Annotated in this window: 28 protein-coding genes and 1 pseudogene; 14 read left to right on the top strand and 15 right to left on the bottom strand. The window is 70.1% G+C overall.

Annotated features, from left to right (window positions below; all coding sequences use genetic code 11):
* The first annotated feature begins 3 nt into the window (after positions 1-3).
* The 6 genes from ACKOB8_RS03660 to purF all read left to right on the top strand — a co-directional run bounded on the left by ACKOB8_RS03660 (position 4) and on the right by purF (position 6795).
* Positions 4-129: a VOC family protein gene (locus ACKOB8_RS03660; RefSeq protein ID WP_526375753.1), complete on the top strand. Its 126-nt coding sequence runs from the start codon at positions 4-6 to the stop codon at positions 127-129.
* A 20-nt stretch (positions 130-149) separates the two neighbouring features.
* Entirely contained in the window at positions 150-2429 is a 2280-nt protein-coding gene (gene purL / locus ACKOB8_RS03655; RefSeq protein ID WP_526375748.1) for a phosphoribosylformylglycinamidine synthase subunit PurL, read from the top strand.
* Positions 2426-4144 (top strand): alpha/beta hydrolase, encoded by a 1719-nt coding sequence (locus ACKOB8_RS03650; protein ID WP_526375746.1) that lies wholly within the window; start codon positions 2426-2428, stop codon positions 4142-4144. The genes purL and ACKOB8_RS03650 overlap by 4 nt, the downstream gene beginning before the upstream one ends.
* The gene (locus ACKOB8_RS03645) at positions 4141-4776 is read left to right on the top strand and encodes an Rv0804 family intramembrane glutamic endopeptidase (RefSeq protein WP_526375744.1); all 636 of its coding nucleotides are present in this window, start codon (positions 4141-4143) and stop codon (positions 4774-4776) included. The genes ACKOB8_RS03650 and ACKOB8_RS03645 overlap by 4 nt, the downstream gene beginning before the upstream one ends.
* 4 nt (positions 4777-4780) lie before the next feature.
* A complete protein-coding gene (locus ACKOB8_RS03640) occupies positions 4781-5185 on the top strand; it encodes a sterol carrier family protein (RefSeq protein ID WP_526375742.1) in 405 nt (134 codons plus the stop codon).
* Between the two features lie 74 nt (positions 5186-5259).
* Positions 5260-6795 (top strand): amidophosphoribosyltransferase, encoded by a 1536-nt coding sequence (gene purF / locus ACKOB8_RS03635; RefSeq protein WP_526375740.1) that lies wholly within the window; start codon positions 5260-5262, stop codon positions 6793-6795.
* Here the strand turns inward: purF and ACKOB8_RS03630 are convergent.
* Both ACKOB8_RS03630 and ACKOB8_RS03625 read right to left on the bottom strand, forming a co-directional pair.
* Positions 6782-8137, bottom strand: a complete 1356-nt coding sequence (locus ACKOB8_RS03630) for a DUF2867 domain-containing protein (protein ID WP_526375738.1) — start codon at positions 8135-8137, stop codon at positions 6782-6784. The two genes, purF and ACKOB8_RS03630, sit on opposite strands and share 14 nt — an antisense overlap.
* A gap of 63 nt (positions 8138-8200) precedes the next feature.
* Complete coding sequence (locus tag ACKOB8_RS03625; protein ID WP_526375736.1) at positions 8201-8641, bottom strand: cupin domain-containing protein; 441 nt, start codon at positions 8639-8641, stop codon at positions 8201-8203.
* Positions 8642-8718: 77 nt separating this feature from the next.
* Here ACKOB8_RS03625 and purM point away from each other — a divergent pair, with 77 nt between their 5' ends.
* The gene (purM, locus tag ACKOB8_RS03620) at positions 8719-9813 is read left to right on the top strand and encodes a phosphoribosylformylglycinamidine cyclo-ligase (RefSeq protein WP_526375734.1); all 1095 of its coding nucleotides are present in this window, start codon (positions 8719-8721) and stop codon (positions 9811-9813) included.
* 6 nt (positions 9814-9819) lie between these two features.
* On the opposite strand, the gene ACKOB8_RS03615 is transcribed toward purM, so the two are convergent.
* Complete coding sequence (locus tag ACKOB8_RS03615) at positions 9820-9990, bottom strand: DUF3073 family protein (protein WP_526375732.1); 171 nt, start codon at positions 9988-9990, stop codon at positions 9820-9822.
* Between the two features lie 146 nt (positions 9991-10136).
* Positions 10137-11219, bottom strand: a complete 1083-nt coding sequence (ygfZ, locus tag ACKOB8_RS03610) for a CAF17-like 4Fe-4S cluster assembly/insertion protein YgfZ (protein WP_526375730.1) — start codon at positions 11217-11219, stop codon at positions 10137-10139.
* A 51-nt stretch (positions 11220-11270) separates the two neighbouring features.
* On the opposite strand from ygfZ, the gene ACKOB8_RS03605 reads away from it, so the two are divergent.
* On the top strand, positions 11271-12155 hold the full coding sequence (locus ACKOB8_RS03605) for an aminodeoxychorismate lyase (protein ID WP_526375750.1): 885 nt from the start codon (positions 11271-11273) through the stop codon (positions 12153-12155).
* 260 nt (positions 12156-12415) lie between these two features.
* Here ACKOB8_RS03605 and ACKOB8_RS03600 read toward each other — a convergent pair whose 3' ends face one another.
* From ACKOB8_RS03600 to lmeA, 9 genes are all read right to left on the bottom strand, one after another.
* Positions 12416-13834: a WS/DGAT/MGAT family O-acyltransferase gene (locus ACKOB8_RS03600; RefSeq protein WP_526375728.1), complete on the bottom strand. Its 1419-nt coding sequence runs from the start codon at positions 13832-13834 to the stop codon at positions 12416-12418.
* 24 nt (positions 13835-13858) lie between these two features.
* Positions 13859-14110, bottom strand: coding sequence for a hypothetical protein (locus ACKOB8_RS03595; RefSeq protein WP_526375726.1), 252 nt, complete (start codon positions 14108-14110; stop codon positions 13859-13861).
* A complete protein-coding gene (locus ACKOB8_RS03590; RefSeq protein ID WP_526375724.1) occupies positions 14110-14751 on the bottom strand; it encodes a nitrobindin family protein in 642 nt (213 codons plus the stop codon). Before ACKOB8_RS03590 ends, ACKOB8_RS03595 begins: the two co-directional genes overlap by 1 nt.
* Before the next feature lie 120 nt (positions 14752-14871).
* Positions 14872-15183 carry a DUF1416 domain-containing protein gene (locus tag ACKOB8_RS03585; protein ID WP_526375722.1) on the bottom strand — a complete coding sequence of 104 codons (312 nt, stop codon included), beginning with the start codon at positions 15181-15183 and terminating at the stop codon, positions 14872-14874.
* A 2-nt stretch (positions 15184-15185) separates the two neighbouring features.
* Complete coding sequence (locus tag ACKOB8_RS03580; protein WP_526375720.1) at positions 15186-16019, bottom strand: sulfurtransferase; 834 nt, start codon at positions 16017-16019, stop codon at positions 15186-15188.
* Positions 16020-16032: 13 nt separating this feature from the next.
* Positions 16033-16521, bottom strand: coding sequence for a DUF4395 family protein (locus tag ACKOB8_RS03575; protein WP_526375718.1), 489 nt, complete (start codon positions 16519-16521; stop codon positions 16033-16035).
* A gap of 93 nt (positions 16522-16614) precedes the next feature.
* Positions 16615-16818, bottom strand: coding sequence for an Ms5788A family Cys-rich leader peptide (locus ACKOB8_RS03570; RefSeq protein ID WP_526375716.1), 204 nt, complete (start codon positions 16816-16818; stop codon positions 16615-16617).
* On the bottom strand, positions 16733-17158 hold the full coding sequence (locus ACKOB8_RS03565) for a thioredoxin family protein (protein ID WP_526375714.1): 426 nt from the start codon (positions 17156-17158) through the stop codon (positions 16733-16735). The genes ACKOB8_RS03570 and ACKOB8_RS03565 overlap by 86 nt, the downstream gene beginning before the upstream one ends.
* Entirely contained in the window at positions 17155-17964 is an 810-nt protein-coding gene (lmeA, locus tag ACKOB8_RS03560) for a mannan chain length control protein LmeA (RefSeq protein ID WP_526375712.1), read from the bottom strand. The genes ACKOB8_RS03565 and lmeA overlap by 4 nt, the downstream gene beginning before the upstream one ends.
* 55 nt (positions 17965-18019) lie before the next feature.
* On the opposite strand from lmeA, the gene ACKOB8_RS03555 reads away from it, so the two are divergent.
* From ACKOB8_RS03555 to pstB, 6 genes and pseudogenes are all read left to right on the top strand, one after another.
* Positions 18020-18808: a winged helix-turn-helix transcriptional regulator gene (locus tag ACKOB8_RS03555; RefSeq protein ID WP_526375710.1), complete on the top strand. Its 789-nt coding sequence runs from the start codon at positions 18020-18022 to the stop codon at positions 18806-18808.
* Positions 18805-19752, top strand: coding sequence for a mycothiol synthase (gene mshD / locus ACKOB8_RS03550; protein WP_526375708.1), 948 nt, complete (start codon positions 18805-18807; stop codon positions 19750-19752). The genes ACKOB8_RS03555 and mshD overlap by 4 nt, the downstream gene beginning before the upstream one ends.
* Before the next feature lie 112 nt (positions 19753-19864).
* Positions 19865-20998, top strand: a complete 1134-nt coding sequence (gene pstS / locus ACKOB8_RS03545; RefSeq protein ID WP_526375706.1) for a phosphate ABC transporter substrate-binding protein PstS — start codon at positions 19865-19867, stop codon at positions 20996-20998.
* 97 nt (positions 20999-21095) lie between these two features.
* Positions 21096-22064: a phosphate ABC transporter permease subunit PstC gene (gene pstC / locus ACKOB8_RS03540; RefSeq protein ID WP_526375704.1), complete on the top strand. Its 969-nt coding sequence runs from the start codon at positions 21096-21098 to the stop codon at positions 22062-22064.
* Positions 22061-22969, top strand: a pseudogene (gene pstA / locus ACKOB8_RS03535) (phosphate ABC transporter permease PstA). Before pstC ends, pstA begins: the two are co-directional and overlap by 4 nt.
* 15 nt (positions 22970-22984) lie before the next feature.
* Entirely contained in the window at positions 22985-23761 is a 777-nt protein-coding gene (pstB, locus tag ACKOB8_RS03530) for a phosphate ABC transporter ATP-binding protein PstB (protein ID WP_526375702.1), read from the top strand.
* A 23-nt stretch (positions 23762-23784) separates the two neighbouring features.
* Here the strand turns inward: pstB and phoU are convergent, their stop codons facing one another.
* Both phoU and ACKOB8_RS03520 read right to left on the bottom strand, forming a co-directional pair.
* A complete protein-coding gene (phoU, locus tag ACKOB8_RS03525; RefSeq protein WP_526375700.1) occupies positions 23785-24450 on the bottom strand; it encodes a phosphate signaling complex protein PhoU in 666 nt (221 codons plus the stop codon).
* A 67-nt stretch (positions 24451-24517) separates the two neighbouring features.
* A partial coding sequence (locus ACKOB8_RS03520) for a LytR C-terminal domain-containing protein (RefSeq protein ID WP_526375698.1) occupies positions 24518-25001 on the bottom strand: 484 nt, incomplete at its 5' end.

Below are 25001 nucleotides of genomic sequence, written 5' to 3'. Positions count from 1 at the left end.
GAGGTGGGGCGCCTGGTCGGCCTCGGCGCCTGCGAGACCGCCCGGCACTCGGTCGAGGGCGGTCTGCGCTGGGCGGTCATGGCCGACCCGGACGGCAACGTGTTCTGCGTCGCCGCGCCGCGGGCCTGACCCTCACTACACTCTGCTCCGTGACAGCCGTCGATACCGTCGAGCACGCCGAGGCAACCCCCGATCATCCCCAGCCCTACCGCGAGCTCGGCCTCAAGGACGACGAGTATCAGCGCATCCGCGACATTCTCGGCCGCCGTCCCACCGACGCCGAATTGGCCATGTACTCGGTCATGTGGAGCGAACACTGCTCGTACAAGTCCTCGAAGGTGCACCTGCGCTACTTCGGCGAGACCACCACCGAGCAGATGCGGGCGGGGATGCTCGCCGGGATCGGCGAAAACGCCGGGGTCGTCGACATCGGTGACGGCTGGGCGGTGACGTTCAAGGTCGAGTCGCACAACCACCCGTCCTATGTCGAGCCCTACCAGGGCGCGGCGACCGGCGTGGGCGGCATCGTGCGCGACATCATGGCGATGGGGGCCCGACCGGTCGCGGTGATGGACCAGTTGCGGTTCGGCCCGGCCGACGCCCCCGACACGCGCCGGGTGCTCGACGGGGTGGTGCGCGGCATCGGCGGCTACGGCAACTCGCTGGGACTGCCCAACATCGGCGGGGAAACCGTGTTCGACGCCTCCTACGCGGGCAACCCGTTGGTCAACGCGCTGTGTGTGGGCGTGCTGCGCACCGAGGATCTGCACCTGGCGTTCGCCTCCGGCACCGGCAACAAGATCATCCTGTTCGGCGCGCGCACCGGCCTGGACGGCATCGGGGGTGTGTCGGTGTTGGCATCGGACACCTTCTCCGGTGACGAATCCGGAGCCGGGCGCAAGAAACTGCCCAGCGTGCAGGTCGGCGATCCGTTCACCGAGAAGGTGCTCATCGAATGCTGTCTGGAGCTATACGCCGCCGATGTGGTGGTGGGCATCCAGGATCTCGGCGGAGCCGGACTGTCCTGCGCGACATCGGAATTGGCATCAGCCGGTGACGGCGGTATGACCATCGATCTGGACCGGGTGCCGCTGAGGGCGGCGAATATGACGCCCGCCGAAGTGCTCTCCAGTGAGTCACAGGAGCGGATGTGCGCTGTGGTCGCGCCGCGCGATGTCGAGAAGTTCATGGCGGTGTGTCGCAAGTGGGACGTGCTGGCCACGGTGATCGGCGAGGTCACCGACGGTGATCGGCTGAAGATCACCTGGCACGGCCAGACCGTGGTTGACGTGCCGCCCCGAACCGTCGCCCACGAGGGCCCGGTCTACCAGCGCCCACTGGCCCGCCCGGCCACCCAGGACGCACTCAACGCCGACACCTCCGCGACGCTGCCCCGTCCGGTGACCGGAGCGGACCTGCGTGCGACGCTGCTCGCGCTGCTGGGCAGCCCGCACCTGTGCAGTCGGGCCTTCATCACCGAACAGTACGACCGCTACGTCCGCGGAAACACCGTGCTGGCGGAGCATGCCGACGGCGGGGTGCTGCGCGTGGACGAGAACACCGGCCGCGGCATCGCGGTCGCCACCGACGCCTCGGGCCGCTACACCCAACTCGACCCCTACGCCGGTGCGCAACTGGCCCTTGCCGAGGCGTACCGCAACGTCGCCGTCACCGGCGCCACGCCGATCGCGGTCACCAACTGTCTGAATTTCGGCTCACCGGAGGACCCCGGCGTCATGTGGCAGTTCGCCCAGGCCGTCCGCGGACTCGCCGATGGTGCTGCGGCCCTGGGCATTCCAGTGACCGGTGGCAATGTCAGCTTCTACAACCAGACCGGAACCACGGCGATCCTGCCCACCCCGGTGGTCGGTGTGCTCGGGGTGCTCGACGACGTGCGGCGCCGGCTGCCGACCGGCCTGGGCGCCGAACCCGGGGAGACCCTCTACCTTCTCGGCGAGACCCGCGACGAGTTCGACGGCTCGGTCTGGGCGCAGGTGACCGCCGACCATCTCGGCGGCATTCCGCCGCGGGTGGATCTGGAACGGGAGAGACTGCTGGCCGACGTGCTGGTGGCGGCCTCCCGCGACGGCCTCGCGTCGGCGGCCCACGACCTCAGTGAGGGCGGCCTCATCCAAGCGGTGGTGGAGGCCGCACTGGCGGGTGAGACCGGTTGCCGTGTCGTGCTTCCGGAGGGCGCCGATCCGTTCGTCTGGCTGTTCTCCGAATCCGCCGGACGGGCACTGGTCGCGGTGCCGCGCACCGAGGAGAGCCGTTTCGCCGCGATGTGCGAGGCGCGCGGCCTGCCGGCGACCCGCATCGGAGTCTCCGACCTGGAGTCAGACGTCGTCGAGGTGCAGGGTCTCTTCGCGGTCACCTTGGAGGAGTTGCGCAGCACGTCGGAAAGGGTGCTGCCCGGGCTCTTCGGATGAGAATCTCGGCGGCGTGGGCGCTGAGTCTGGTGCGTCTGGACTTCACCGGAGTCGCGTTCGGCGCGCTGTTCTTCTGCCTGTCGCTGACGCCGTCGCTGCTGCCCCGCGACTGGATCAGTGCCGGGGTGATCGGTGGGCTCAACGCGGCGATCGGCTACGGCATCGGTGTGCTCGCCGGCGCCGTAGTGCGCGCGGTGATCCTGCGCGGGCGCAGCTGGTGGCCCCCGTCGCGGCGGGTGCGTTACGCCGCGCAGGCCGCCGTCGTCGGGGCTGCGGCCGGGGGCAGCGTGCTGATGGTGGTGCCGGCGGCAGCCTGGCAGCGCCGGGTCGCCGAGTTGATGGGCATCGCCGGCCCGGCGACGGCGGGCTACCTGCGCATCCTGCCGGTGGCGGTGCTGGCCGCAGCCGTACTGATCGCCTCGGCGCGGGTGGTCAAGGACGCCATCCGGTTGCTGGCCCGGTGGATGATCCGGCGCTGGAGCGTCGACGACGAGGTGGCGCTGTTCATCGGCACCGCAATCGTCGTCGTGGTGATCATCACCGTCGTCAACGGCGTACTGTTCCGCGGCTTCGTCGCCGGGGCGAGCGCGGTCTTCCAGCCCCAGAACAGCGCCACCCGAACCGGCGTCGAGCAGCCGGCGCTGCCCGAAAGATCAGGGAGCGCAGAGTCTTTCGTGCCGTGGCAGACGCTGGGATTCCAGGGCCGCAATTTCGTGGCCACCGGGCCGCGCGCCGACGAACTCACCGCACTCAACGGTCAGCCCGCCAAGCAGCCGATCCGCATCTATGCGGGTCTTCAGTCGGCCGACACGACCGATGGCCGGGTGGCTCTGCTGCTCTCGGAACTGCAGCGCACCCGAGCCTACGAGCGCAGCGTGCTGGTGATCATCCCGACCACCGGCACCGGGTGGGTCGATCCGGTGGCCGCCCGCGCGATCGAGTCCGTCTACAACGGCGATACGGCCCTGGTGGCCATGCAGTACTCGTATCTGCCGAGTTGGATCTCCTTTCTGGCCGACCAGTCGAAGTCGGTCGAGGCGGGCCGGGCGATGATCGACGCCGTGCAGCGGCGCTGGTCGCAGTGGCCGGTCGACCGCAGGCCGGTACTGGCCCTCTACGGCGAGAGCCTCGGCGCGCTGGCCGGCCAGGGCGCTTTCGGATACCTCCCGGACGTCCCCGCGATGGGCTTCTCCTCGGTGCTGTGGGTCGGGCCGCCGAACGCCAGCCGGCTCTGGCGGGCCCTGACCGCCCGGCGCGACCCGGGCACCCCGGAGGTTGCGCCCCGCTACGACGGTGGCCGCACGGTGCGCTTCGCGCAGTCGTCGAGTTCCGCGGAGATCGCGACTGTCGCCGCCCCGCCCTGGCCTCGAACCCGGGTGCTCTACCTGCAGCACGCCTCCGATCCGGTGGTCTGGTGGTCGCCCAACCTGCTGCTGCGGCGTCCGGACTGGCTGACCGAGCCGCCCGGATTCGACCGCAGCCCGTCGATGCGCTGGTCTCCGATCGTCACTTTCTTCCAGGTCACCGCCGACATGGCCGCCAACGTCACCGAGTCCGCGGGCACCCCGGCCGGCCACGGCCACAACTACGGCGACCGCCAACTCGACGGGTGGGTGGCCGTCGCCGCACCCGAAGGCTGGACCGCCGCCGACACCGAGCGGGTTCGCCGCGGCCTGCGCGACGCGATCGCCGCCGGCGGACCGGAGTTCGCGTGAGCGTGGGCCGGGGCGCCGGGGCGCGAGCGCTCATCCTGGCCGGCGCACTGGTGGGGTGGAGCTTCACCGCCGGCCTTCGGCACCCGTGGCGACGCCATCCGGTGCTGCAGGCCGGCCTCGGCACGGCCCTCGCGCTGGGCGCACGCGCTCCGCTGGGGCTGCGTCCGCCCGCCGCGGGCGCGGGCCTGCGGCTGGGCGCCGCGGCGGCGGTCGCGGCGGTGGCGGGAATCGCCGGCTCGACCGCGCTGCCTCGGGTGCGTCACGCCATGGCCGACCGCGAACTGCCCCGGCACCCCTGGCGCTGGCTGGCGCTGGAGATTCCGCTGGGCACCGTCTGGTCGGAGGAGACCGCCTTCCGCGGGGCGCTGGCGGCCCTGGGCACGGCAGCCTTCGGTCCCCGCGGAGGGCGGCAGCTGCAGGCGGTGGCCTTCGGCCTCAGCCATGTCCCCGACGCCCGCGCCGCCCGCGCCTCGCCGGCGGCCACCGCGGGCACCGTGCTGGTGACCGGGCTCGCCGGCTGGGCATTCGGCCTGCTGGCCGAGCGCTCGGGCAGTCTGATCGCGCCGGTCCTGGCCCACCTGGCGGTGAACGAGGCCGGCGCGGTGGCCGCGCTGGTGGTGCGCGGGACCTGAGGCCGTGGCCGGACCGCGATCACCCGACCCCGAGGCCGCCGCGACGGCGTTGCGGGAGATCGCGCCGTGGCTGCGGGACGGCTCGCTGCCGGAGCCCGGCCGGGCGACCCTCGCGACGGCCGTCCGGTTGAGCGCGCGTGCACTCGCCGGACGGGCACCCGGACGCAGCGTCGAGGTCCGCGTGCCGCCTTTCGTTGCGGTGCAATGCATTTCGGGACCGACCCACACCCGCGGAACGCCTGCGAACGTGGTCGAGACCGACCCGCGGACCTGGCTGCTGCTGGCCGGCGGCCTGACGACCGTCGAGTCGGCCGTGTCGGCGGGTGCGCTGCGGCTCTCCGGACCGCGGGCGGCCCAGGTCGCCCGGTGGTTGCCCCTGGTCAGCCTCGCCGACGGCGAACACGCCTGAGGCCTGAGCACCGGGATTCCCGGTTTCGGCGTCGATGACCGTAGACTGGCGGCGTCCGACCGGCCAGATCATCGATGTCGTCGACCCGCCAGGGAGCAGCCCATATCGTGACCGGACAACTGGAAAACCCGCCCCGGGAGGAATGCGGCGTCTTCGGCGTCTGGGCCCCCGGCGAGGACGTCGCCAAGCTCACCTACTACGGCCTTTACGCGCTGCAGCACCGCGGCCAGGAGGCCGCCGGTATCGCGGTCGCCGACGGTTCGCAGGTCCTGGTGTTCAAGGATCTCGGTCTGGTCAGCCAGGTGTTCGACGAGCAGACCTTGGCGGCCATGCCGGGCCACGTCGCCATCGGTCACTGCCGCTACTCCACGACCGGATCGACCACCTGGGAGAACGCGCAGCCGGTGTTCCGCAACACCGCCGCCGGTACCGGGCTTGCCCTGGGCCACAACGGAAATCTCGTCAACACCACCGAACTCGCCGACCGGGCCCGCGCAGCCGGGCTGTTCAACGGCGAGTCGTCCGCGACCACCGACTCCGACATCCTCGGCGCGCTGCTGGCCAACGGCGCGGCGGACTCCAGCATCGAACAAGCCGCGCTGGAGTTCCTGCCCACCGTGCGGGGTGCGTTCTGCCTGGTGTTCATGGACGAGAACACGCTCTACGCCGCGCGCGACCCGTTCGGCGTGCGACCGCTGTCGCTGGGACGGCTCGATCGCGGCTGGGTGGTCGCCTCCGAGACTGCCGCGCTGGACATCGTGGGCGCGTCGTTCGTGCGGGACATCGAACCCGGCGAGCTGCTGGCCATCGACGCCGACGGGATGCGCTCGAGCCGGTTCGCCCCGCCGACCCCGAAGGGCTGCGTGTTCGAGTACGTCTACCTCGCCCGGCCGGACAGCAACCTGGCCGGCCGCTCGGTGCACGCCACCCGCGTCGACATCGGGCGCCGGCTGGCCCGGGAGAAGCCGGTCGAGGCCGACCTGGTCATCGGCGTTCCTGACTCGGGCACCCCGGCGGCGGTCGGCTACGCCCAGGAGTCGGGCATCCCGTTCGGGCAGGGCCTTACCAAGAACGCCTACGTCGGGCGCACGTTCATCCAGCCCTCGCAGACCATCCGCCAGCTCGGCATCCGGCTCAAGCTCAACCCGCTGCGCGACGTCATCCGCGGCAAACGGCTCGTCGTCGTCGACGATTCGATCGTGCGCGGAAACACCCAGCGCGCGCTGGTGCGCATGCTGCGCGAATCCGGTGCCGTCGAGGTGCACGTGCGCATCGCCTCGCCACCGGTGAAGTGGCCCTGCTTCTACGGCATCGACTTCGCCACCCCGGCCGAACTGATCGCCAACGCGCAGGGCACCCAGGCCGCCGACGGCGAGGTGCTCGAGACGGTCCGCCAGGCCATCGGCGCGGACACCCTTGGCTACATCTCGCAGCACGCGATGGTGGCGGCCACTGAGCAGCCCGCCAGCCGGTTGTGCTGCGCCTGCTTCGACGGCGACTACCCGATCGACCTGCCGAGCGCGACGGCGCTGGGCAAGAACGTGGTCGAGAACATGCTCGCGGCGGTACAGGCCGACAACGACAACGCCTCGGCGCTCAGCCGGCCCTGACTCCCACTGTCGAGGTGACCTGGCGGACCCGCCGGTCCAGCGACATCGCCTGCAGGGGGCGCCCGGCGAACCAGTACAGCCGGCCCAGCAGCCCGCGCGGATAGAAGATGGCGCGCTGCTCGTAGCGGCTCCCACTGCCGTCCGGGGTCACCCGCATCTCCAGCCAGCGGTCGCCCGGGCCGCGGTTGGCCGCGCGCAACTTGAGCACCCGGCCCGACTCGCGTTCCTCGACCCGCCAGCCCGCCGGGACGCTGCTCTCCACCGCCCGCCACAGCTGCTCGGGGGTGGCCGACGTGTGCTGGGAGCGGGTGTCGGTGTAGACGACCTCGCCGGCCCACTCCGGGTCACTGGGCAGCTGCGCGGCGGTTCCGGTGTTCCAGGTGGTCTCCACCTCGCCGCGGGCGATGCGCGCCAGCGCCAGCGACACCGACCGCCGGTAGGGCGTCAGACCGCCCTCGGGGGGCGGGATGACGGTGTCGATGTCGTGGTTGTCCATCACGGCGTCGCAGTGCAGGGATTCCACCAGCGGACGGGCCAGCCCGGTCGGGATCGGAGTCACCAGGCCCACCCACAGCGAGGCGATGCGCGGCGTGAGCACCGGCAGCACCAGGATGTGGCGCCGGGGCAGTCCTGCGACCTCGGCGTAGATCTGCATCATCTCGCCGTACTCCAGGACATCCGGGCCTCCGATGTCCCACTCCCGCGACTCGGGCACCTCGCAAGTCGCTGCGGCCACCAGGTAGTAGAGCACGTCGCGGATCGCGATCGGCTGGATCTTGTTGTGCACCCACTTCGGGGTCGTCATCACCGGCAGCCGGTCGGTGAGGTGGCGGACCATCTCGAAGGAAGCCGAACCGGACCCCACCACCACCCCCGCCTGCAGCACGAGCGTCTCGATGCCCGAGGCGATCAGGATCTCCCCGACGGTGGTGCGCGACCCGAGGTGCTTGGACAGTTCGGCCCCCTCGGGGTGCAGGCCGCTCAGGTAAATGATCCGGCGCACCCCTGCCCGGCGCGCCGCGCTGACCACGTTCTGCGCCGCGCGGCGTTCCTCGGCGGCGAAATCGCGCGCCAATCCCATCGAGTGCACGAGGTAGTAGACGACGTCGACGTCGTCGAACGCCGCCTCCAGCGACGCGGGGTCACCGAGGTCGCCGCGGGCCACCTCGATGCGATCCCGCCAGGGGACGCTGGCCAGCTTGTCGGGGTTGCGGGCCAGGGCGCGCACCGCGAACCCGCTGTCCAGAAGCCGGGGCACCAGGCGTCCGCCGATGTAGCCGGTGGCACCCGTGACCAGGCACCGAAGCTTCGCCGCCACCGCGTCCTCCGATCGTCGCTTCACCAATTCAACCCACTCACGCCCCCGCTCGCCAGCGCCAGCACCCGGCGCCGGTGTTGCCCGCGGTCAGGAAACCGGACAACCCGCCGGTGGCGGCACCTCAACCGACAGGGGGGTACCGACCGGGTTGATGTAGACCACCTCCATCACCAGCGGTGTGCGCGCCTCGTTGCGGCCGTTGTGCACGAAGCCCGCACCGACGCCCTCCTTGACCGGAGCGCCGGAGGAATAGACCGCGTCGACGCCGCACCCCCCGTCGTAGTGGGTCATGGTGCCCTCCCTGATGAAGCCGAACACCTCGCCCGGGTGGTAGTGCCAGCCGGTGCCCCCGCCGGGGGCGACGGTGATCCTGGTGACGAGGTAGTCGACGCCGTCGACGGTGTTCTTCGACAGCGTCTCGACCTCGACGCCGGAAGGCGGAGTGGCACCCGCCGGAACGGCCAGGGGCATCAGCGCGGCGCCGACGGCGCCACCCACGGCCGCGAGGGTGCGGATCATCGACGCCATGCCGCCACAGTTTCACAGTCCCGACCCCGACTGCCGGAAAACGCGTCGAGTTGGGCCGCCGGGTAGCCTTGTCGCCGATGCCGGGTAAGTCGAGGGGCGCGAAGAACAGCGGCGGGGCAACCACAGGGGTTTCCTACGCCGCCGCCGGCGTTGACATCGAGGCCGGCGACCGCGCCGTCGACCTGTTCAAGCCGCTCGCCGAACGGGCCAGCCGCCCCGAGGTGCGCGGCGGCCTGGGCGGGTTCGCCGGGCTCTTCGCGCTGCGCGGCGGGTACCGCGAGCCGCTGCTGGCCTGCTCGACCGACGGGGTGGGCACCAAGCTGGTGGTCGCGCAGGCGATGGACAAGCACGACACCGTGGGTCTGGATCTGGTCGCGATGGTGGTCGACGACCTCGTCGTCTGCGGGGCCGAGCCGCTCTTCCTGCAGGATTACATCGCGGTCGGGCGCGTCGTTCCCGAGCGGGTGGGAGCCATCGTGTCCGGCATCGCCGAGGGCTGCGTGATCGCCGGGTGCGCGCTGCTGGGCGGGGAGACGGCCGAGCACCCCGGTCTGATGGAGCCCGACCACTACGACCTGTCGGCCACCGGTGTCGGGGTGGTGGAGGCCGACGACGTGCTGGGGCCGGACCGGGTCCGCCCGGGTGACGTGCTGATCGGGATGGCGTCCTCGGGGCTGCACTCCAACGGCTACTCGCTGGCTCGCAAAGTGCTGCTGGAGATCGACCGGATGAACCTGGCCGGCCAGGTCGAGGAGTTCGGCCGGACCCTCGGCGAGGAATTGCTCGAGCCCACCTACATCTACGCCAGGGACTGCCTGGCGCTGGCCGCCGAGACCCAGGTCCGCACCTTCTGCCACGTCACCGGCGGTGGCCTGGCCGGCAACCTGGAGCGGGTCATTCCGCGCGGGTTGGTCGCCGAGGTGGAGCGCGGCACGTGGACTCCCGCCCCGATCTTCGGCCTGATCGCCCAGCGCGGCCGGGTGGAACCCGCGGAGATGGAGAGAACCTTCAACATGGGCGTCGGCATGGTCGCCGTCGTCGCCCCCGAGGACACCGACCGGGCGCTGGCGGTGCTGACCGCGCGCCACGTCCGCTGCTGGACGCTGGGTGTGGTCGCCAAGGGGAGCGGCGGGTCGCGGGCCGAACTGGTCGGCCGGCATCCGCGGTTCTGAGGGGCGTCAGCCCCGGGTGCTGCGGTCGTCGTCGGTGTCGGTACCGAGGTCCTGACCGAACTCATCCTCCGACCCGGAGAGCTCCCGCTGGAGCTGGGAGAAATCCGTTTGCGGAGAGCTGTATTTCAGCTCTCGGGCAACCTTGGTCTGCTTTGCCTTCGCCCGGCCGCGGCCCATGGGGGAACCCCCTCGCGCAATAACGGAGCGGCCTGAAGTTCAGGCGGCTCCGATCAATCTCGTATTCGTCTCGTGACTACCTTACCGTGCGGGGGCTCCGATGGGGCGGCATGCCCGTTCGCCCAGCGGCGAACCGGAGGTGAATGTCAGCCGGTCGAATCCCGCAGGCGGTCGACGGCGGCCCGGCCCGGGCCCGCCACGTCGGCCGGGGGCAGCGACTCCGGGTCGATCCGGGCGGCCACCGGGTGGTCCCCACCGGTGGTCAGCTCGGTGTCGGCCGGAAGACCCCGCTTGAGCAGGGCCAGCGCGACCGGGCCGAGTTCGGCGTGGTCGACCACGGTGCCCAGTCTGCCCACCGGACGCCCGTCGGCCAGCACCGGATCGCCGCTCTGCGGCCGCTCCCCGGAGCCGTCGAGGTGCAGCAGGACGAGCATGCGCGGCGGCCGGCCGAGGTTGTACACCCGCGCCACGGTTTCCTGACCGCGATAGCAGCCCTTGTCCAGGTGCACGGCCCGGCCGATCCACCCCACCTCGTGGGGGATCGTCTTCTCGTCGGTGTCCACCCCCAGCCGTGGCCGCAGCGCGGCGACCCGGTGTGCCTCGTAGGCCCAGACCCCCGCCGGGCGCACCCCGGCGGCGGCGAGCCGGTCCCGCCAGTCGCCGATGTCGGCGCGCGGAACCAGCAGGTCCAGTTCGACCTGACCGGGTGTGGCGGCCGGAACCCGCCGCACCAACCCGCCGCCGGGCAGGGCGACCGCCGCCGACTCGTCGGGCAGGGCGTCCAGACCCAACGCGGCCACCACGGCCGAGTCGGCCAGGCCCGGACCGATCAGCGACAGCACACCCAGGTCGGCGGCGGCGGGCTGGACGTCGGACCAGAACACCATCTTGGTCAGGTAGCCCAGCAGCGGTTCGGCCCGCCACGGCTCGGTGTCCAGGTAGGTCACCCCGCCCAGTTCGGTCTGCTGCCAGTGATCTTCGACGCGCCCCTGACCGTCGAGGCTGAGGTTCTCGGTGCAGGCGCCGTCGGCGAGTGCGCCGACGTCCTGGGTGGAGATCGCATGCAGCCAGGTTCGCCGGTCGGCTCCGGTCAGGGTGATGACCGCGCGGTGCGAGCGGTCCACGAACACCGCCTGGCGTTCGGCCGCACGCTGCTCGCCGAACGGGTCGCCGTAGTGCCACACCGTTCCGGCGTCGGGGGAGTTCTCCGGTGCTCGCACGGCTGTCACCCCTCAACTCTACGAGCCCGGCCACTAGGCTTCTGGCCCATGTCCGACCAGCTGCTCGTCACGATCGACGGCGCACCGCAGCCGCTGATCGAGTTCGCCGATCCCGACCAGCCGCTGCTGTGCGCCGACGATCTGGCGGCGGTACGCGGCGACGGCGTGTTCGAGACCCTGCTGATCCGCGCCGGCGGCGCCTGTCTGGTGGAGTCGCACCTGCACCGGCTGGCCCGGTCGGCCGCGATGGCGGATCTGCCCGAGCCGGACGCCCCGACCTGGCGACGCGCGATCCAGACGGCGGTCAGCCGGTGGGTCGACCGCACCGACGACGAGGGCGTGCTGCGGCTGGTGTACAGCCGGGGCCGCGAGAGCGGATCGGCGCCGACGGCCTTCCTGACCGTCGCCCCGGTGGCTGCCCGGGTCGGCGCGGCGCGGCGCGACGGCGTGTCGGCGCTGGTGCTTGACCGCGGCCTGCCCGCCACCGGTGTCGAGGCCATGCCGTGGCTGCTGGCCGGGGCCAAGACCCTGTCCTCTGCGGGGCACCTGGCTGCGCTGCGCCAGGCCGCCCGCCAGGGCGCGGGCGATGTGATCTTCGTCCGCTCCGACGGCTACATCCTCGACGGACCGCGCTCGACGGTGGTGATCGCCGCCCGCGACCACACCGGCGGGCCGTGCCTGAAGACACCCCCGACGTGGTACCCGATCCTGCGCGGCACCACCCAGCAGGCGCTCTTCGAGGTGGCTGCCGCCAAGGGTTACCGCTGCGAATACCAGCCGCTTCGGCCCGCTGATCTCGTTGCCGCACAGGGGGTTTGGCTGGTATCCAGCATCACCCTGGCGGCCCGGGTGCACACCCTCGACGGGCAGGCCCTGGCGCCGAGCCCGATGGCCGCCGAGTTCGCGGACCTTGTCGACGCCGCCATCGTGAGCGACCGGCAGTGACCTGCCCCGGCGAAATTGACTGGCACGGTGGCCGCGACGCAGGTACGGTCGTGCGTACACAGGAAAGGAGGTGGTCCGGAACTTTGAGTACTTCTTGGACATGTGAGGTGGCTGCCCGCTAGCGGCACCAGGTTGCCGGGAATCACCGCGCCTGCGCGCTGGCGAATCCCAGGCAGCTACCCGGCCCCCGAGCTCCCGGTCCGTCCAACCTGGATACCCAGGCTCGGGGGCCGTCCCATGTCCGGGCTGTTTTGTCCGGGCTATTTGCGGCCGCGGACCCGTGCGGGCGGGCGCCGCCGGCCGAGTCCCTGCTCCAGTTCGGTCAGCGCCGGTTCGATGCCGGCCGCCAAAGCCGCGATGTCCGGCGCGATCTCCGGTGTGCTCAGGAAACCGAAGTCCATCCAGTCGCAGTAACTGAAGCACGTCACGTTGAGTCCCACGTCCATCAGCAGCGGCCCGATCGGGGTGAACTCCTCCACCACGGCTCCGGCGGCGTACAGCGGCACCGGCGGGCCGGGAACATTGGACACCACCAGGTTGATCGGCGGCGCGTTCTCGCCGAGCCGGCTGGTGGTGTAGGCCCGCACGGCCAGCCGGAACAACCCCGGCGGCGTCGTCTCGGTCAGGCCCATGATCTGGTGCGCGGTCAGCGCCTCGGTCATCTGCTTGGCGGCCTGCGAGACCCGATAGATCGCGCGGATCCGTTTCGCGGACTCACCGATCTCGACGGGCAGGGTGACCGCCATGGCGCTGATGGCGTTCCCGACGGCGGTGGCGTCGGTCCCGCCGGTCCGCGTCGAGACCGGCACCTGTGCCAGCAGGGGCCGGTCCGGCAGCTCGCCGCGGTCACCCAGATAGGAGCGCAGCGCCCCGGCCACCAGGGCCAGGACGACATCGTTGACCTTCACCCCGTAGCCGTCCTTGACCGCCTTGACCCGGTCCAGTGCCACCCGGGCGGCGCTGAACCGCCGCTGCTGGGAGATGACCGTGTTGAACCGGGTGGCCGGGGCGTCGAAGTAGCTCGGCGGCTTCTGCGGGATCTCCCGCACCGCCAGCTGCTGGCGCACGGTCTGTTCGATCAGCCGCACAATCCGCAGCGGCGTCATGATCGCCACGTTGATCGCCGCGCCCAGTAGCCGGATCTCGGGGCGGGGCGGCTGATCGCGGACCCGGGGCTCGTCGGGGTCCACCGAGGGCGCGCGCGGTTGAGGCGTGATGTCGAAGAGGATCTCACTGATCCCGGCGCCGGAGACCCCGTCCACGAGGCAGTGGTGAATCTTGGTCAGCAGCGCGACCCGGTCGCCCTCGACTCCCTCGATGAACCACATCTCCCACAGCGGCTTCGCCCGGTCCAGCGGGTAGGACCACAGCCGGGCAACGAGCTCGTCGAGCTCCCGACGTCCGCCGGGGGAGGGCACCGCGATGTGTCTGATGTGGAAATCCAGATCGGGGTCGTCGTCGACGTACCACGGCCGGTCCAGGCCCAGCGGTGCTTCGGTGACCCGATACCGCAGCTGGGGCAGCTCGCCGAGCCGTTCTCCGATCAGCGTCCGCACCCGCTCGACGGAGAACTCGGGCGACTCGCGCGGATCGAGGATCGCCAGCGCGCCGATATGCATGTGCCAGGCCGGCGTCTCGGCGAACCAGAACGCCGCATCCACACTCGACATGCGGGGCATGACGCCAGCGTAGGACCGCGGCGCCTACGGTGCGGGCGGACCGGGCGCGAATTCCTCGCAGGCGCTCATGGCCTGTTGCCAGGTCCGCTGGTCGACCCCGGCGGGCGGACCGAGCACCGCGGCGGGGCCCGCCGACTCGGGCACGCCGTGGTCGCGCAGGCAGGCGGCGAGCGTGCCGTGTCCGGTCGGTCCGACCGTGGTGTCCGGCGGTGGTGTCGTCGATGCGCAGCCGGCGATGATCGTGACGGCAGCGACCAACGCCGCGGTGCGCAGCATCAGCCGACGTAGCGCGAGAGCCGGGCCGACAGGTGCGGGACCAGGCCCCCGTCGGGGTCGACCCGCTCCTCGACGTAGGCGAGGTCGCCCCCGTCGACGATGCCGTAGAGCCGACGGGCGCCGCCGACGAGCACCCCGGACTTGCTGCGCGCCAGCGCGTCGGTCACCAGTTCCCAGGACGACTGGTTGCGGGGATGTCCGTAGAACAACTCCACGTAGCCCGCCGAGTGGGCCAGCAGCAGTTCGATCGCCTCGGATTCCCCCGGGTCGGCCGGATCCTGGACGAACCGCCAGAACCCGGTCTCCCGCAGGCCGGGGGCGTGATAGCCGCCGGACGAGTCCAGCCGCCACGAGCGGGCCTCCCAGTTCAAGAAGTCCCCGCCGTCGTGGGAGACGATGATCTGCTGGCCGAACCGGTAGTCCCCGTGCGCCCCGCGGCCCTCACCCTCGCCGCGCCAGACGCCGACGAGCGGAAGCAGGGCCAGCAGCGCGTCGCTGAGATCGGCGCCCTGGCGCAGGTTCGCGGTGTCGGTCAGCGGAAGGTCGTCGAAGACCGGGATGTTGCGGCCGGCGGTCTGCTTGGCGCGTTCAGCGGCCGCGGCCACCGCGCGATCGCCGCTGCCCGGGGTGGCATCGGTCACGACTCGTCGGTGATCAGCCGGTAGACCGCATAGACCGCGAACCAGGTGATCAGCACCGTCACCGCGACCAGCAGGAGTTCGAAGAAGAGGACCACGAGCCAGAGTCTATCGCGGCCCCGGTCAGGCGACCTTGACGTCGACCTCGTGAACTCCGGCACCGAGCGGCGCCACGGTGACATCGCCGCTGCCGACCCGCGACAGCGCGCGTACCGTCCAGGTGCCCGGCGCGGCGAAGAACCGGAAGTCCCCGGCCTCCGAGGCGACGACCTCGGCGGTGAACTCGTCGGAGGCGTCAAGCAGTCGGACGAAGGCGCCGCCGACGGTCTGGCCGGCTCCGTCGACCACCTTGCCGGTGATCACCGTCTCCTTCTCCAGGTCCACTCCTGCGGGCAGGGTCTGCGAATCGCGTCCTTGCTTGGGTGCAGCGCACATGGTCAGTTTCCCAACTCGATCGGGGCTCCCACCAGGGAGCCGTATTCGGTCCAACTTCCGTCGTAGTTCTTGACGTTCTTGTGTCCCAGCAACTCCCGGAGCACAAACCAGGTGTGCGAGGAGCGCTCGCCGATGCGGCAGTAGGCGATGGTCTCCTTCTCGCCGTCGAGACCGGCGTCGGCGTAGAGCTTGGCCAGTTCGTCGTCGGACTTGAAGGTGCCGTCCTCCCGAGCGGCCTTGCTCCAGGGGACGTTGATGGCGCCCGGGATGTGGCCGGGTCGCTGGCTCTGCTCCTGGGGCAGGTGTGCCGGGGCCAGGATCTTGCCGGAGAACTCATCCGGGGAGCGCACGTCGACGAGGTTCTTGGTGCCGATCGCCGCGAGCACCTCGTCACGGAACGCCCGGATGCTGTTGTCCGGAGTCTTGGCGACATACGTGCTGGCCGGGCGTTGGACGTCGTCTGTCGACAGCGGACGCCCGTCGAGTTCCCACTTCTTGCGTCCACCGTCGAGCAGTCGCACGTCGTCATGGCCGTAGAGCTTGAAGTACCAGTAGGCATAGGCGGCGAACCAGTTGTTGTTGCCGCCGTAGAGGATCACGGTGTCGTCGTTGCGAATGCCGCGATCGCTCAGCAGCTTCGAAAACTGCTGGGCATCAACGAAATCACGCTTGACGGGGTCTTGCAGGTCGGCCCGCCAGTCGAGTTTGACGGCGCCGGCCAGATGGCCGACATCGTAGGCGTCGGTGTCCTCATCGACCTCGACGAAGACGATATCGGGCGATTCGAGGTTGGCCTCGGCCCACTCGGCCGACACCAGCACGTCGTTGCGTGCCATCAGGGGTCCCCTCTCAGCTGTTCCGGACAGAGCCGAATGCGGTGCGCAGACGGTTCACTAGCGGGTAGATCTGGCAACCCAGGCAGATACCGAAGGCCGCGTTGAGGAAAGCGGCCGCCAACGCACCTGCCGTCGCGATGAGGCCGACCTGCTCAAGGCCCGACGCGAAGCCGGCTACCCCGACCACCGCGAAGGCGAGGCCCACCAGCTGGGCGAAGCGAAGCGGCGCGACGGGTTCGCGCTCGCTGACCGGGCTCAGCCGGGGCGCCACCCACCGGGCGAAGAGCAGCCCGTAAGGATGCCGGCGCGGCCCGCCCAGCGCGCCGATCGCGAAGACGACGGCCTGTGCCGACAGGATGACGGCGGCTGCGGTCGGGTCGACCGCCGAGGCGGCCAGGACCGCCAGCAGGACGGCGGTGGTCAGCCAGGCCGCGAACCGCGGACCGCGGACGTCGACGAGGTGGGCGGTCGGCGCCGCCTGGGTCAGCACTGCTCTTGACACGTGCACTCCTGTTGCTGTCACTGGACGGGAGGTCCGCTGGAGCCCGGTGTGCGGCGCGCGGGAACGCGCGGGAACGTCGGGGGCCGCGGATGTTCAGCAGCTGCGACAACAGCAACAACCCGCGACGCGGCACAGATCCACTGCGCGGCGCTTGGTGAGCCGGAGCTCAAGGCGGGTCAGCACGGAAAGGATGCTACACAGCGAGGCAGTCTCAGGCCAACAGGGGATCCAGGGCCGCCCGTAGCTCGGCGGCCCTGGGCACCCCGGCAGCCCGGTATCGCTGCTGGCCGTCGGCATCGAAGATAAAGGTGGTGGGCAGCGAGAGCACCGAGAGTGTGCTGGCCGCCGCCGGATCGGCGTCCATGTCGATCTCGACGTGGGCGACGTCCGGCAGGTCGGCGCAGACCTGCTCGACGACGCGGCGCACCGCCGCGCAGGGGCCGCACCACACCGCCGTGAAGTGGACGATGGTCGGGCCGGTGGCCGACAGGCCCCACCGTCGGGCGTCGCCGGCGTCGACGGCGGATCCGGTGGCGGCCCGCAGGACACCTGCCCGGCGGCGGTGCAGCACCCCGACGGCTCCGGCCAGGCCGAGTGCCGCGGCGATCGCAACCGAGGCGGAGACCAGCGCGCTCACGGCCGGAACCCGTCGAGGCGGACGGTCAGGTCGGTCTGGATTCCCTCGACGATGATGTCCGAGCCGCGGGCGCCCTCGCTGGTCGGCGCGAGGCCGAACGGCAGGATCTGTCCGGGAACGGTGGCGGCGAACGCACCCAGCACGTCGGCACGCTTGTCGTCGGGCACCGTCTGGTCGGCCGTGTTGGGCCCGGTGACCACCCCGGTCGGGGTGAAGACCAGTGTGGTTCGGGCGGGTCCGGCAATCGAGAGGTCCACGGTCACGCTCACCAGTTTGTCGTAACCGGCCTTGAGGGGTGTGCCGGTGAAGACCAGCCCCTTGTTGCCGGAGATGCCCGACTCCGTCGTGCCGCCGGTGGCGTCGTTGGTGTCCTCGGCCGGGGCGGCGACGGCGAGGTCCTTGACGCCGATGAACGCGCCCAGCCGGCGCGAGTCGATGATGATGCGGCTCTCCAGCTTTCCCACCGGCAGATCCCCGTCGGGGCGCATCAGCCAGGATGCCTGGGTCAGACCCACGTCGTGCATGGTGGCCTCCAGGGTGACCTGGCCGACCACCGGATGGTCGACGCCGTTCGCCTTGATCTCCAGTTCGCGGTAGCGGTGCTGCAACGCCTGCGGGATGAACGGGAACCCCAGAATCGCCACCCAGGGGTCGAACCCCAGCCCGGCGGCGGACCGCACGTGGCGCGACAGGTGGTACTCGGCGTAGATAGCCGCGCCGACATCCGCCCCAGCCGCGGTGACGACCGCGAGCATCGAGACACCCGCGGCGGTCAGCAGCTTGCGCACCAGGTCATTCTGGCGCACCGCCGGGTCGCGTGGCCGGGGCCGCAGGCTAGAGTACGCGCACGAGGAGAATTCGTTGGATCTTCTGCTGCTGACCGCCGACCCGAATCCGGAGTCCGTGCTGCCCGCGTTGGCGCTGCTGCCGCACACCGTGCGCGCCGCGCCGACTCAGGTGTCCGCGCTGCTGGAGGCCAGCGCCGCGGACGTGGCGATCGTCGACGCCCGGACCGACCTCGCGGGTGCCAGGGGGCTGTGCCGGTTGCTGGGCAGCACCGGATCCTCGGTCCCGGTGGTGGCGGTGGTCACCGAGGGCGGACTTGTGGCGGTCAGCACGGACTGGGGGATCGACGAAATCCTGCTGCCGGGCACCGGCCCCGCCGAGATCGACGCCCGGCTGCGGCTTCTCGTCGGCCGGCGCGGGGGTGTGGCCGGACGGGACATCCCGGGGAAAGCCAGCCTGGGCGAGCTGGTGATCGACGAGGGCACCTACACCGCGCGGTTGCGCGGCCGTCCGCTGGACCTGACCTACAAGGAGTTCGAGCTGCTGAAGTTCCTGGTTCAGCACGTCGGCCGGGTGTTCACCCGCGCGCAGTTGCTGCAGGAAGTGTGGGGTTATGACTTCTTCGGTGGCACTCGAACCGTCGACGTTCACGTCCGGCGGCTGCGCGCCAAGCTCGGGCCCGAACACGAGGCGCTGATCGGGACGGTGCGCAACGTCGGATACAAGGCGGTGCGTCCGGCCAAAGGCCGGGCGGCGGCGGACGGTACGGCCGGGGACAACGAGGGCGCGTCCGGCGAGCCGGAAACCGTTGGTGGCGATGAGAAATCCGGAGAGGCGCTGCCGCACTCCGTGTCCACCCCGTGAATGAAGCCGGCGATCGTGCCGGAACGGTTCTGCGGTGGCGCACCGCTCTGTCGGGGGCTGAGCAGGATGCCGTTCGCCGCCTCATCGAGGAGGCGCGAGCCGCCGACATGGTCGCCCCGGTCGGGGATCAGGTGTTGCGGGAACTCTCCCGGCAGCGGACGGAGCATCTGATCGCCACCGATGCCCGCGACGAGCGTTCGGTGGTTGGCTACCTCAACCTGGTCCCCGCCCGCGGCACCGCCGACGCAGTGGCCGAACTGGTCGTTCATCCGGGGGCGCGACGCCGCGGAATCGGCACCAAACTGATCCGCGCCGCCGCCGCCGAGCGCGGCGCCGGCCGGGTGCGGTTCTGGGCGCACGGGACGAAGCCTGCCGCTCGTGCGACCGCCGCCGCTCTCGGGCTCCGCCCGGTCCGCGAACTGGTCACGATGCGGCGCGGCCTCGACGACCTGCCCGACCCCGCCGTGCCGTCGGGAATCGCGATCCGCCCCTACGCCGGGACCGCTGACCACGCCGAGTTGCTGCGGGTCAACAACGCCGCCTTCGCCTGGCACCCCGAGCAGGGTGGCTGGGCCGAGTCCGACCTGCGCGAGCGGGTCGCCGAGTCCTGGTTCGACCCCCGGGGACTGTTCCTGGCCTTCGACGAGTCCTCTGGCGCGCTGCTCGGGTTCCACTGGACGAAGGTGCATACCGGCTCCGCCGAGGTACCCGGGGAGGCGCCCGGGGAGGTCTACGTGCTCGGGGTGGACCCCGGCGCGCACGGACGCGGGCTGGGCACGGCGCTGACCTTGGTCGGGCTGGCTCACCTGGCCGAACGCCTCGGCGAGCAGGAGCATCCGACGGTCATGCTCTACGTCGAGGCGGACAACCGGGCCGCGCTGGCGACCTACCGCCGACTCGGTTTCGTCGAGGTCGCCACCGACACCGCCTACGCGCCCGGCTGACCGGCGCCCTGTTCACCCTGCGTTCACTTTCAGTGCCCTAAGCTGCCACTCTCGGCGCATACCTTGCAGCCGCATCCGTTCGACAGACCGCCGAATCGGCGGCAGAAAGAAGATGGCAACAGTGGGCCCCAACCCTGTCGTAAAGCTCCTCGCAGCGACCGTTTCAGCGGCGGCGGTCGCCGCGCTGGCCGGCTGCGGCAGCGACAACAACACCACCTCGTCCTCCGGTGGAGGGGGAACGCAGTCGGGCATCGACTGCGGGGGCAAGAAGTCGCTCAAGGCCAGCGGGGCCACCGCCCAGGCCAACGCGATGACCCGGTTCGTCACCGCCTACGAGGCGGCCTGCCCCGGGTACACGCTGAACTACACCTCCAGCGGCTCCGGCGCGGGGGTCTCGGAGTTCGTCGGCGCCCAGACCGACATGGGCGGCAGCGATTCGCCGCTCAACCCGGACAAGGGTCAGGTCGAGAAAGCCAAGCAACGGTGCGGGGGAAGCGACGCCTGGAACCTGCCCATGGTGTTCGGACCCATCGCCATCACCTACAACGCTCCCGGTGTCGACTCGCTGATCCTGGACGGACCGATAGCGGCCAAGATCTTCAGTGGCGCGGTCGCGACGTGGGACGCCCCCGAGATCGCCGCGCTCAATCCCGGCAAGACTCTGCCTGCCCAGCCGATCGTGGTCATCTTCCGCAGCGACGAGTCGGGCACCACCGACAACTTCCAGCGTTATCTGGACGCCGCCTCCGACGGCGCGTGGGGCAAGGGTGCGGGGAAGATCTTCAACGGCGGTGTCGGTGAGGGCGCCAAGGGCAACGAGGGAACTTCGGCGGCGGTCAAGAGCACGCCCGGATCGATCACCTACAACGAATGGTCGTTCGCCAAGGCCCAGGGTCTGTCCATCGCCGAGATCATCACCTCGGCCGGCCCCGCTCCGGTGCAGTTGACCGTCGAGTCGGCCGGAAAGTCGATCGACGACGTCCAGGTCAAGGGTCAGGGCAATGACCTCGTGCTGGACACCTCGACCTTCTACAAGCCCACCCAGCCGGGCGCCTACCCGATCATGCTGGCGACCTATTCGCTGGTCTGCTCGAAGTATCCGGAAGCCGACGTCGCCACGGCGGTGAAAGCGTTCCTCACGGTGGCCCTGGGCAAGGGCCAGGAGGGGCTGACCGACAACGGCTACATCCCCGTTCCTGAGGCCTTCAAGGGCAAGCTGGCCAGCGCCATCGACGCCATTTCCTGACCCCGACCGGGACGGCGCAGTGACGATCAAGCCGGAACCCTCCGCGGTGGATTCGCCAACCCCGGCGAATCCGGCGCGGGGCCGCGATAATTCAGCTGTGTCAACTGAGTCGGCTCCCAGGCCTGGGCTTCGTACCGGGGAGGGACGCTGGGGGGACCGCGTTTTCAAGTCCGTGTCCCTGGCCGCCGGCGCCACCATCATCGCCGCGATCGCGCTGATGGCGCTGTTCCTCATCATCCGTGCCGTTCCGTCGTTGCAGGCCGACAAGGTCAACTTCATCACCAGTTCGGAGTTCTCCACCACCGACGAGGACAACTTGCGGTTCGGTATCGCCGAACTCTTCCAGGTCACTCTGCTCAGTTCGGTCTTCGCGTTGGTGATCGCGGTGCCCATCGCGATCGGGATCGCCGCGTTCCTCACCAACTACGCCCCGCGTCGGCTAGCCAAAACCTTCGCCATCCTCGTCGACCTGCTCGCGGCGGTGCCGTCGATTGTGTTCGGACTCTGGGGAATCTTCGTGCTGGCGCCCCGGCTGGAGCCGGTCGCCCGATTCCTCAACGACAACTTACGCTGGTTGTTCCTGTTCGCCGACGGCAACGTGTCGCTGGCCGGGGGCGGAACGATCTTCACCGCCGGGGTGGTGCTGGCGGTGATGATTCTGCCGGTCATCACCGCGGTCAGCCGGGAAGTGTTCAGCCTGACTCCGCGCGGGCATATCGAGGCCGCGCAAGCTTTGGGAGCGACGAAGTGGGAAGTCGTTCGGATGACCGTCTTCCCCTATGGCCGCAGCGGTATGATCGCCGGCTCGATGCTCGGTCTGGGTCGTGCCCTCGGTGAGACCGTCGCGGTTCTGATCATCCTGCGAGCCGCCGCGCAGCCGGGTAGCTGGTCGGTCTTCGACGGCGGCTACACGTTCGCTTCCAAGATCGCCTCGGCGGCGGCGGAATTCAGCTCCAAGCTGCCCACCGGCGCCTACATCGCCGCCGGTTTCGTGCTGTTCGTGCTGACCTTCATCGTCAACGCGCTGGCCCGGGCCGCGGCCGGGGGAAGGGTGAGTGGGGGATGACCGTTCAAAGCACCTTCGATGCTCCGGTGAAGGGACCGACGTTTCATCCGATCAGCCCCATCCGCAAGATCAAGAATAAGTTCGCCACCATCCTGTTCGCCACCTCCTTTCTGATCGCCACCATCCCGCTGGTGTGGGTGCTCTACACCGTCGTGCGGCGGGGCGTGCGGGCGATCGTCACTCCGGGGTGGTGGACGCGGTCGCTGGCCGGCGTGCTGCCCGACCAGTTCGCCGGGGGTGTGTATCACGCCGTCTACGGCACCCTCGTGCAGGCGGCCATCGCCGCGGCGATCTCGGTTCCATGAGGCATCATGGCGGCCATCTATCTGGTGGAGTACGGGACGGGAAGGTTCGCCAAGGCGAAGACCTTCATGGTCGACATCCTGGCCGGCGTTCCCTCGATCGTCGCAGCACTGTTCGTCTTCGCGCTGTGGATTGCGACGCTGGGCTTCCCGCAGAGTGCGTTCGCGGTTGCGCTGGCCCTGGTTTTGCTGATGTTGCCGGTCGTGGTGCGCAACACCGAGGAGATGCTCAAGCTGGTGCCCGACGAGCTGCGCGAGGCCTCCTATGCCCTGGGGGTACCCAAGTGGAAGACGATCCTGCGGATCGTGGTGCCCACCGCCCTGCCCGGGGTGATCAGCGGGATTCTGCTGGCGTTGGCCCGGGTGATGGGCGAGACCGCCCCGGTGCTGATCCTGGTCGGCTACGCCCGGTCGATCAATTACGACGCCCTGCACGGCAACATGGCCTCGCTGCCGCTACTGATCTACACCGAGTTGATCAACCCCGAGGCGGCCGGCCGGCTGCGAGTGTGGGGTTCGGCGCTGACCCTCATCCTGCTCGTTGCCGCGCTCTACGTTGCGGCGGCTTTCCTCAACCGCTATCTCACCCGCAACCGGACCTGAGTCGAGGAGCGCATCGTGGCCAAGCGGCTGGACCTCAAGGACGTCAATGTTTACTACGGCAGTTTCCATGCCGTCGCCGATGTCACGATGTCCATTCCTCCGCGCAGCGTGACCGCCTTCATCGGACCCTCGGGATGCGGCAAGTCGACCGTGCTGCGGGCACTCAATCGCATGCACGAAGTGATCCCCGGTGGCCGCGTCGAGGGCTCGGTCTTGCTCGATGGTGAGGACGTCTACGGGGCCGGGGTGGATCCGGTCAGTGTCCGCAAGACGATCGGCATGGTTTTTCAGCGGCCGAATCCCTTTCCCACCATGTCTATTCGCGACAATGTCGTCGCCGGGCTGAAGCTGCAGGGCGTGCGCAACCGGAAGTTGCTCGACGAGACCGCTCAACGGTCCCTTCAGGGAGCGAATCTGTGGAACGAGGTGAAAGACCGCCTCGACAAGCCCGGTGGCGGCCTGTCAGGCGGTCAGCAGCAGCGACTATGCATCGCCCGGGCAATCGCGGTGCAACCAGATGTGCTGCTCATGGACGAGCCTTGCTCTGCCCTGGACCCGATCTCGACGCTGGCGATCGCGGATCTGATCGCCGAGTTGAAGCAGGAATTCACCATCGTGATCGTGACCCACAACATGCAACAGGCTGCCCGGGTGAGCGATCAGACGGCCTTCTTCAACCTCGAAGCCACCGGTAAGCCCGGCAAGCTGGTCGAGATCGACGAGACCGGCAAGATTTTCTCCAACCCCAGCCAGCGGGCCACCGAGGACTACATTTCCGGCCGCTTCGGCTAGACCGCCCGGTCCGTACAGACCACTCAGTACGTCGGGATCTCCTCGTCGGCGGGTAGCTGCCCGGTGACTTGGAAGATCACCCGCCGCGAGATCTCCACGGCGTGGTCGGCGAAACGCTCATAGAAACGGCCCAGCAGGGTCACATCCACCGCGGCGGCGACCCCGTGCTTCCATTCGCGGTCCATCAGCACATTGAAGAGGTGTCGGTGTAAATCGTCCATGGCGTCGTCCTCTTCGCGGATGCGACGCGCCTTTTCCGGATCCCGCGAGATCAGGACTTCGCGTGCGCTGGTGCCCAGGTCGACGGCGACCCGGCCCATTTCGGCGAAGTAGCCGTTGACCTCTTCGGGCAGGGTGTGCTGCGGGTGGCGCCGGCGGGCGATCTTGGCGACGTGCAGGGCCAGCGCGCCCATCCGCTCGACGTCGGCAACGATCTGGATGGAGCTCACGATGGCCCGCAGGTCGCCGGCGACCGGCGCCTGCAGCGCCAGTAGAACGAAGGCGGCCTCCTCAGCCCGCGCGCTGGCGGCCAAGAGCTTCTCGTGATCTCCGATCACCTGCTCGGCCAGGACGAGATCGGCCTGCAACAGGGCTTGGGTCGCGCGCTCCATGGCGATACCCGCCATACGGCACATCTCGGCCAGCTGGTTGGTGAGCGCGTCAAGCTGCTCGTGGTACGCGGTCCGCATGTGATAAGCCTACGTCCGTAACCGGGGCCAGGCCGCTGAGGGAACCTGAACGGACGGTGAACGGCGCTCAGTCGCAGCTGACATCGGCACCGTTGGTCACGGTGAGGTCCGAGGGCAGTCGGGCTGGGGTGTCGCTGCCGGAGTGGGTCACCGCCACGCTCAGCGGCGTATCGCTGGCTTTCGGGTAGTTCACCTCGGTGAAGTCTGGCCCGAGCACCACCTGCACCACTTCGCCCAAGCCGTCGATCCGCTCGATCGTCGCATCGGCAAGGGTGGCCGCGACGGTAGCGGCCGCCTGCTCGTTGCCCAGCGAGTAGTAGACCGTAGTCGCGGTGACGGGACTCCACTGCGAGTAGGAGCCCGTGTCGCGAACGTCGAATCCATAGCCGGCGAACTCCGTCGTCGCGGAGTCGGCCAGGCCGTCGCGGCCGTCGGGATCGGCGACTGCGACCGAGACGTCGCGGGGATCGGCAGCCACTGTCTTGACCTGTTCGGTGACGGAGGAGTCCGCCTCGGAGTCCGTCGGCGACGGTGTTTCGGCGGTGCTGCGC

This window comes from Mycobacterium sp. (genome assembly GCF_046091765.1).
In the GTDB taxonomy this organism is placed as follows: domain Bacteria; phylum Actinomycetota; class Actinomycetes; order Mycobacteriales; family Mycobacteriaceae; genus Mycobacterium.
Note: the sequence above shows the minus strand (reverse complement) of the source record. Positions and strands in the feature narration are given on the sequence as shown.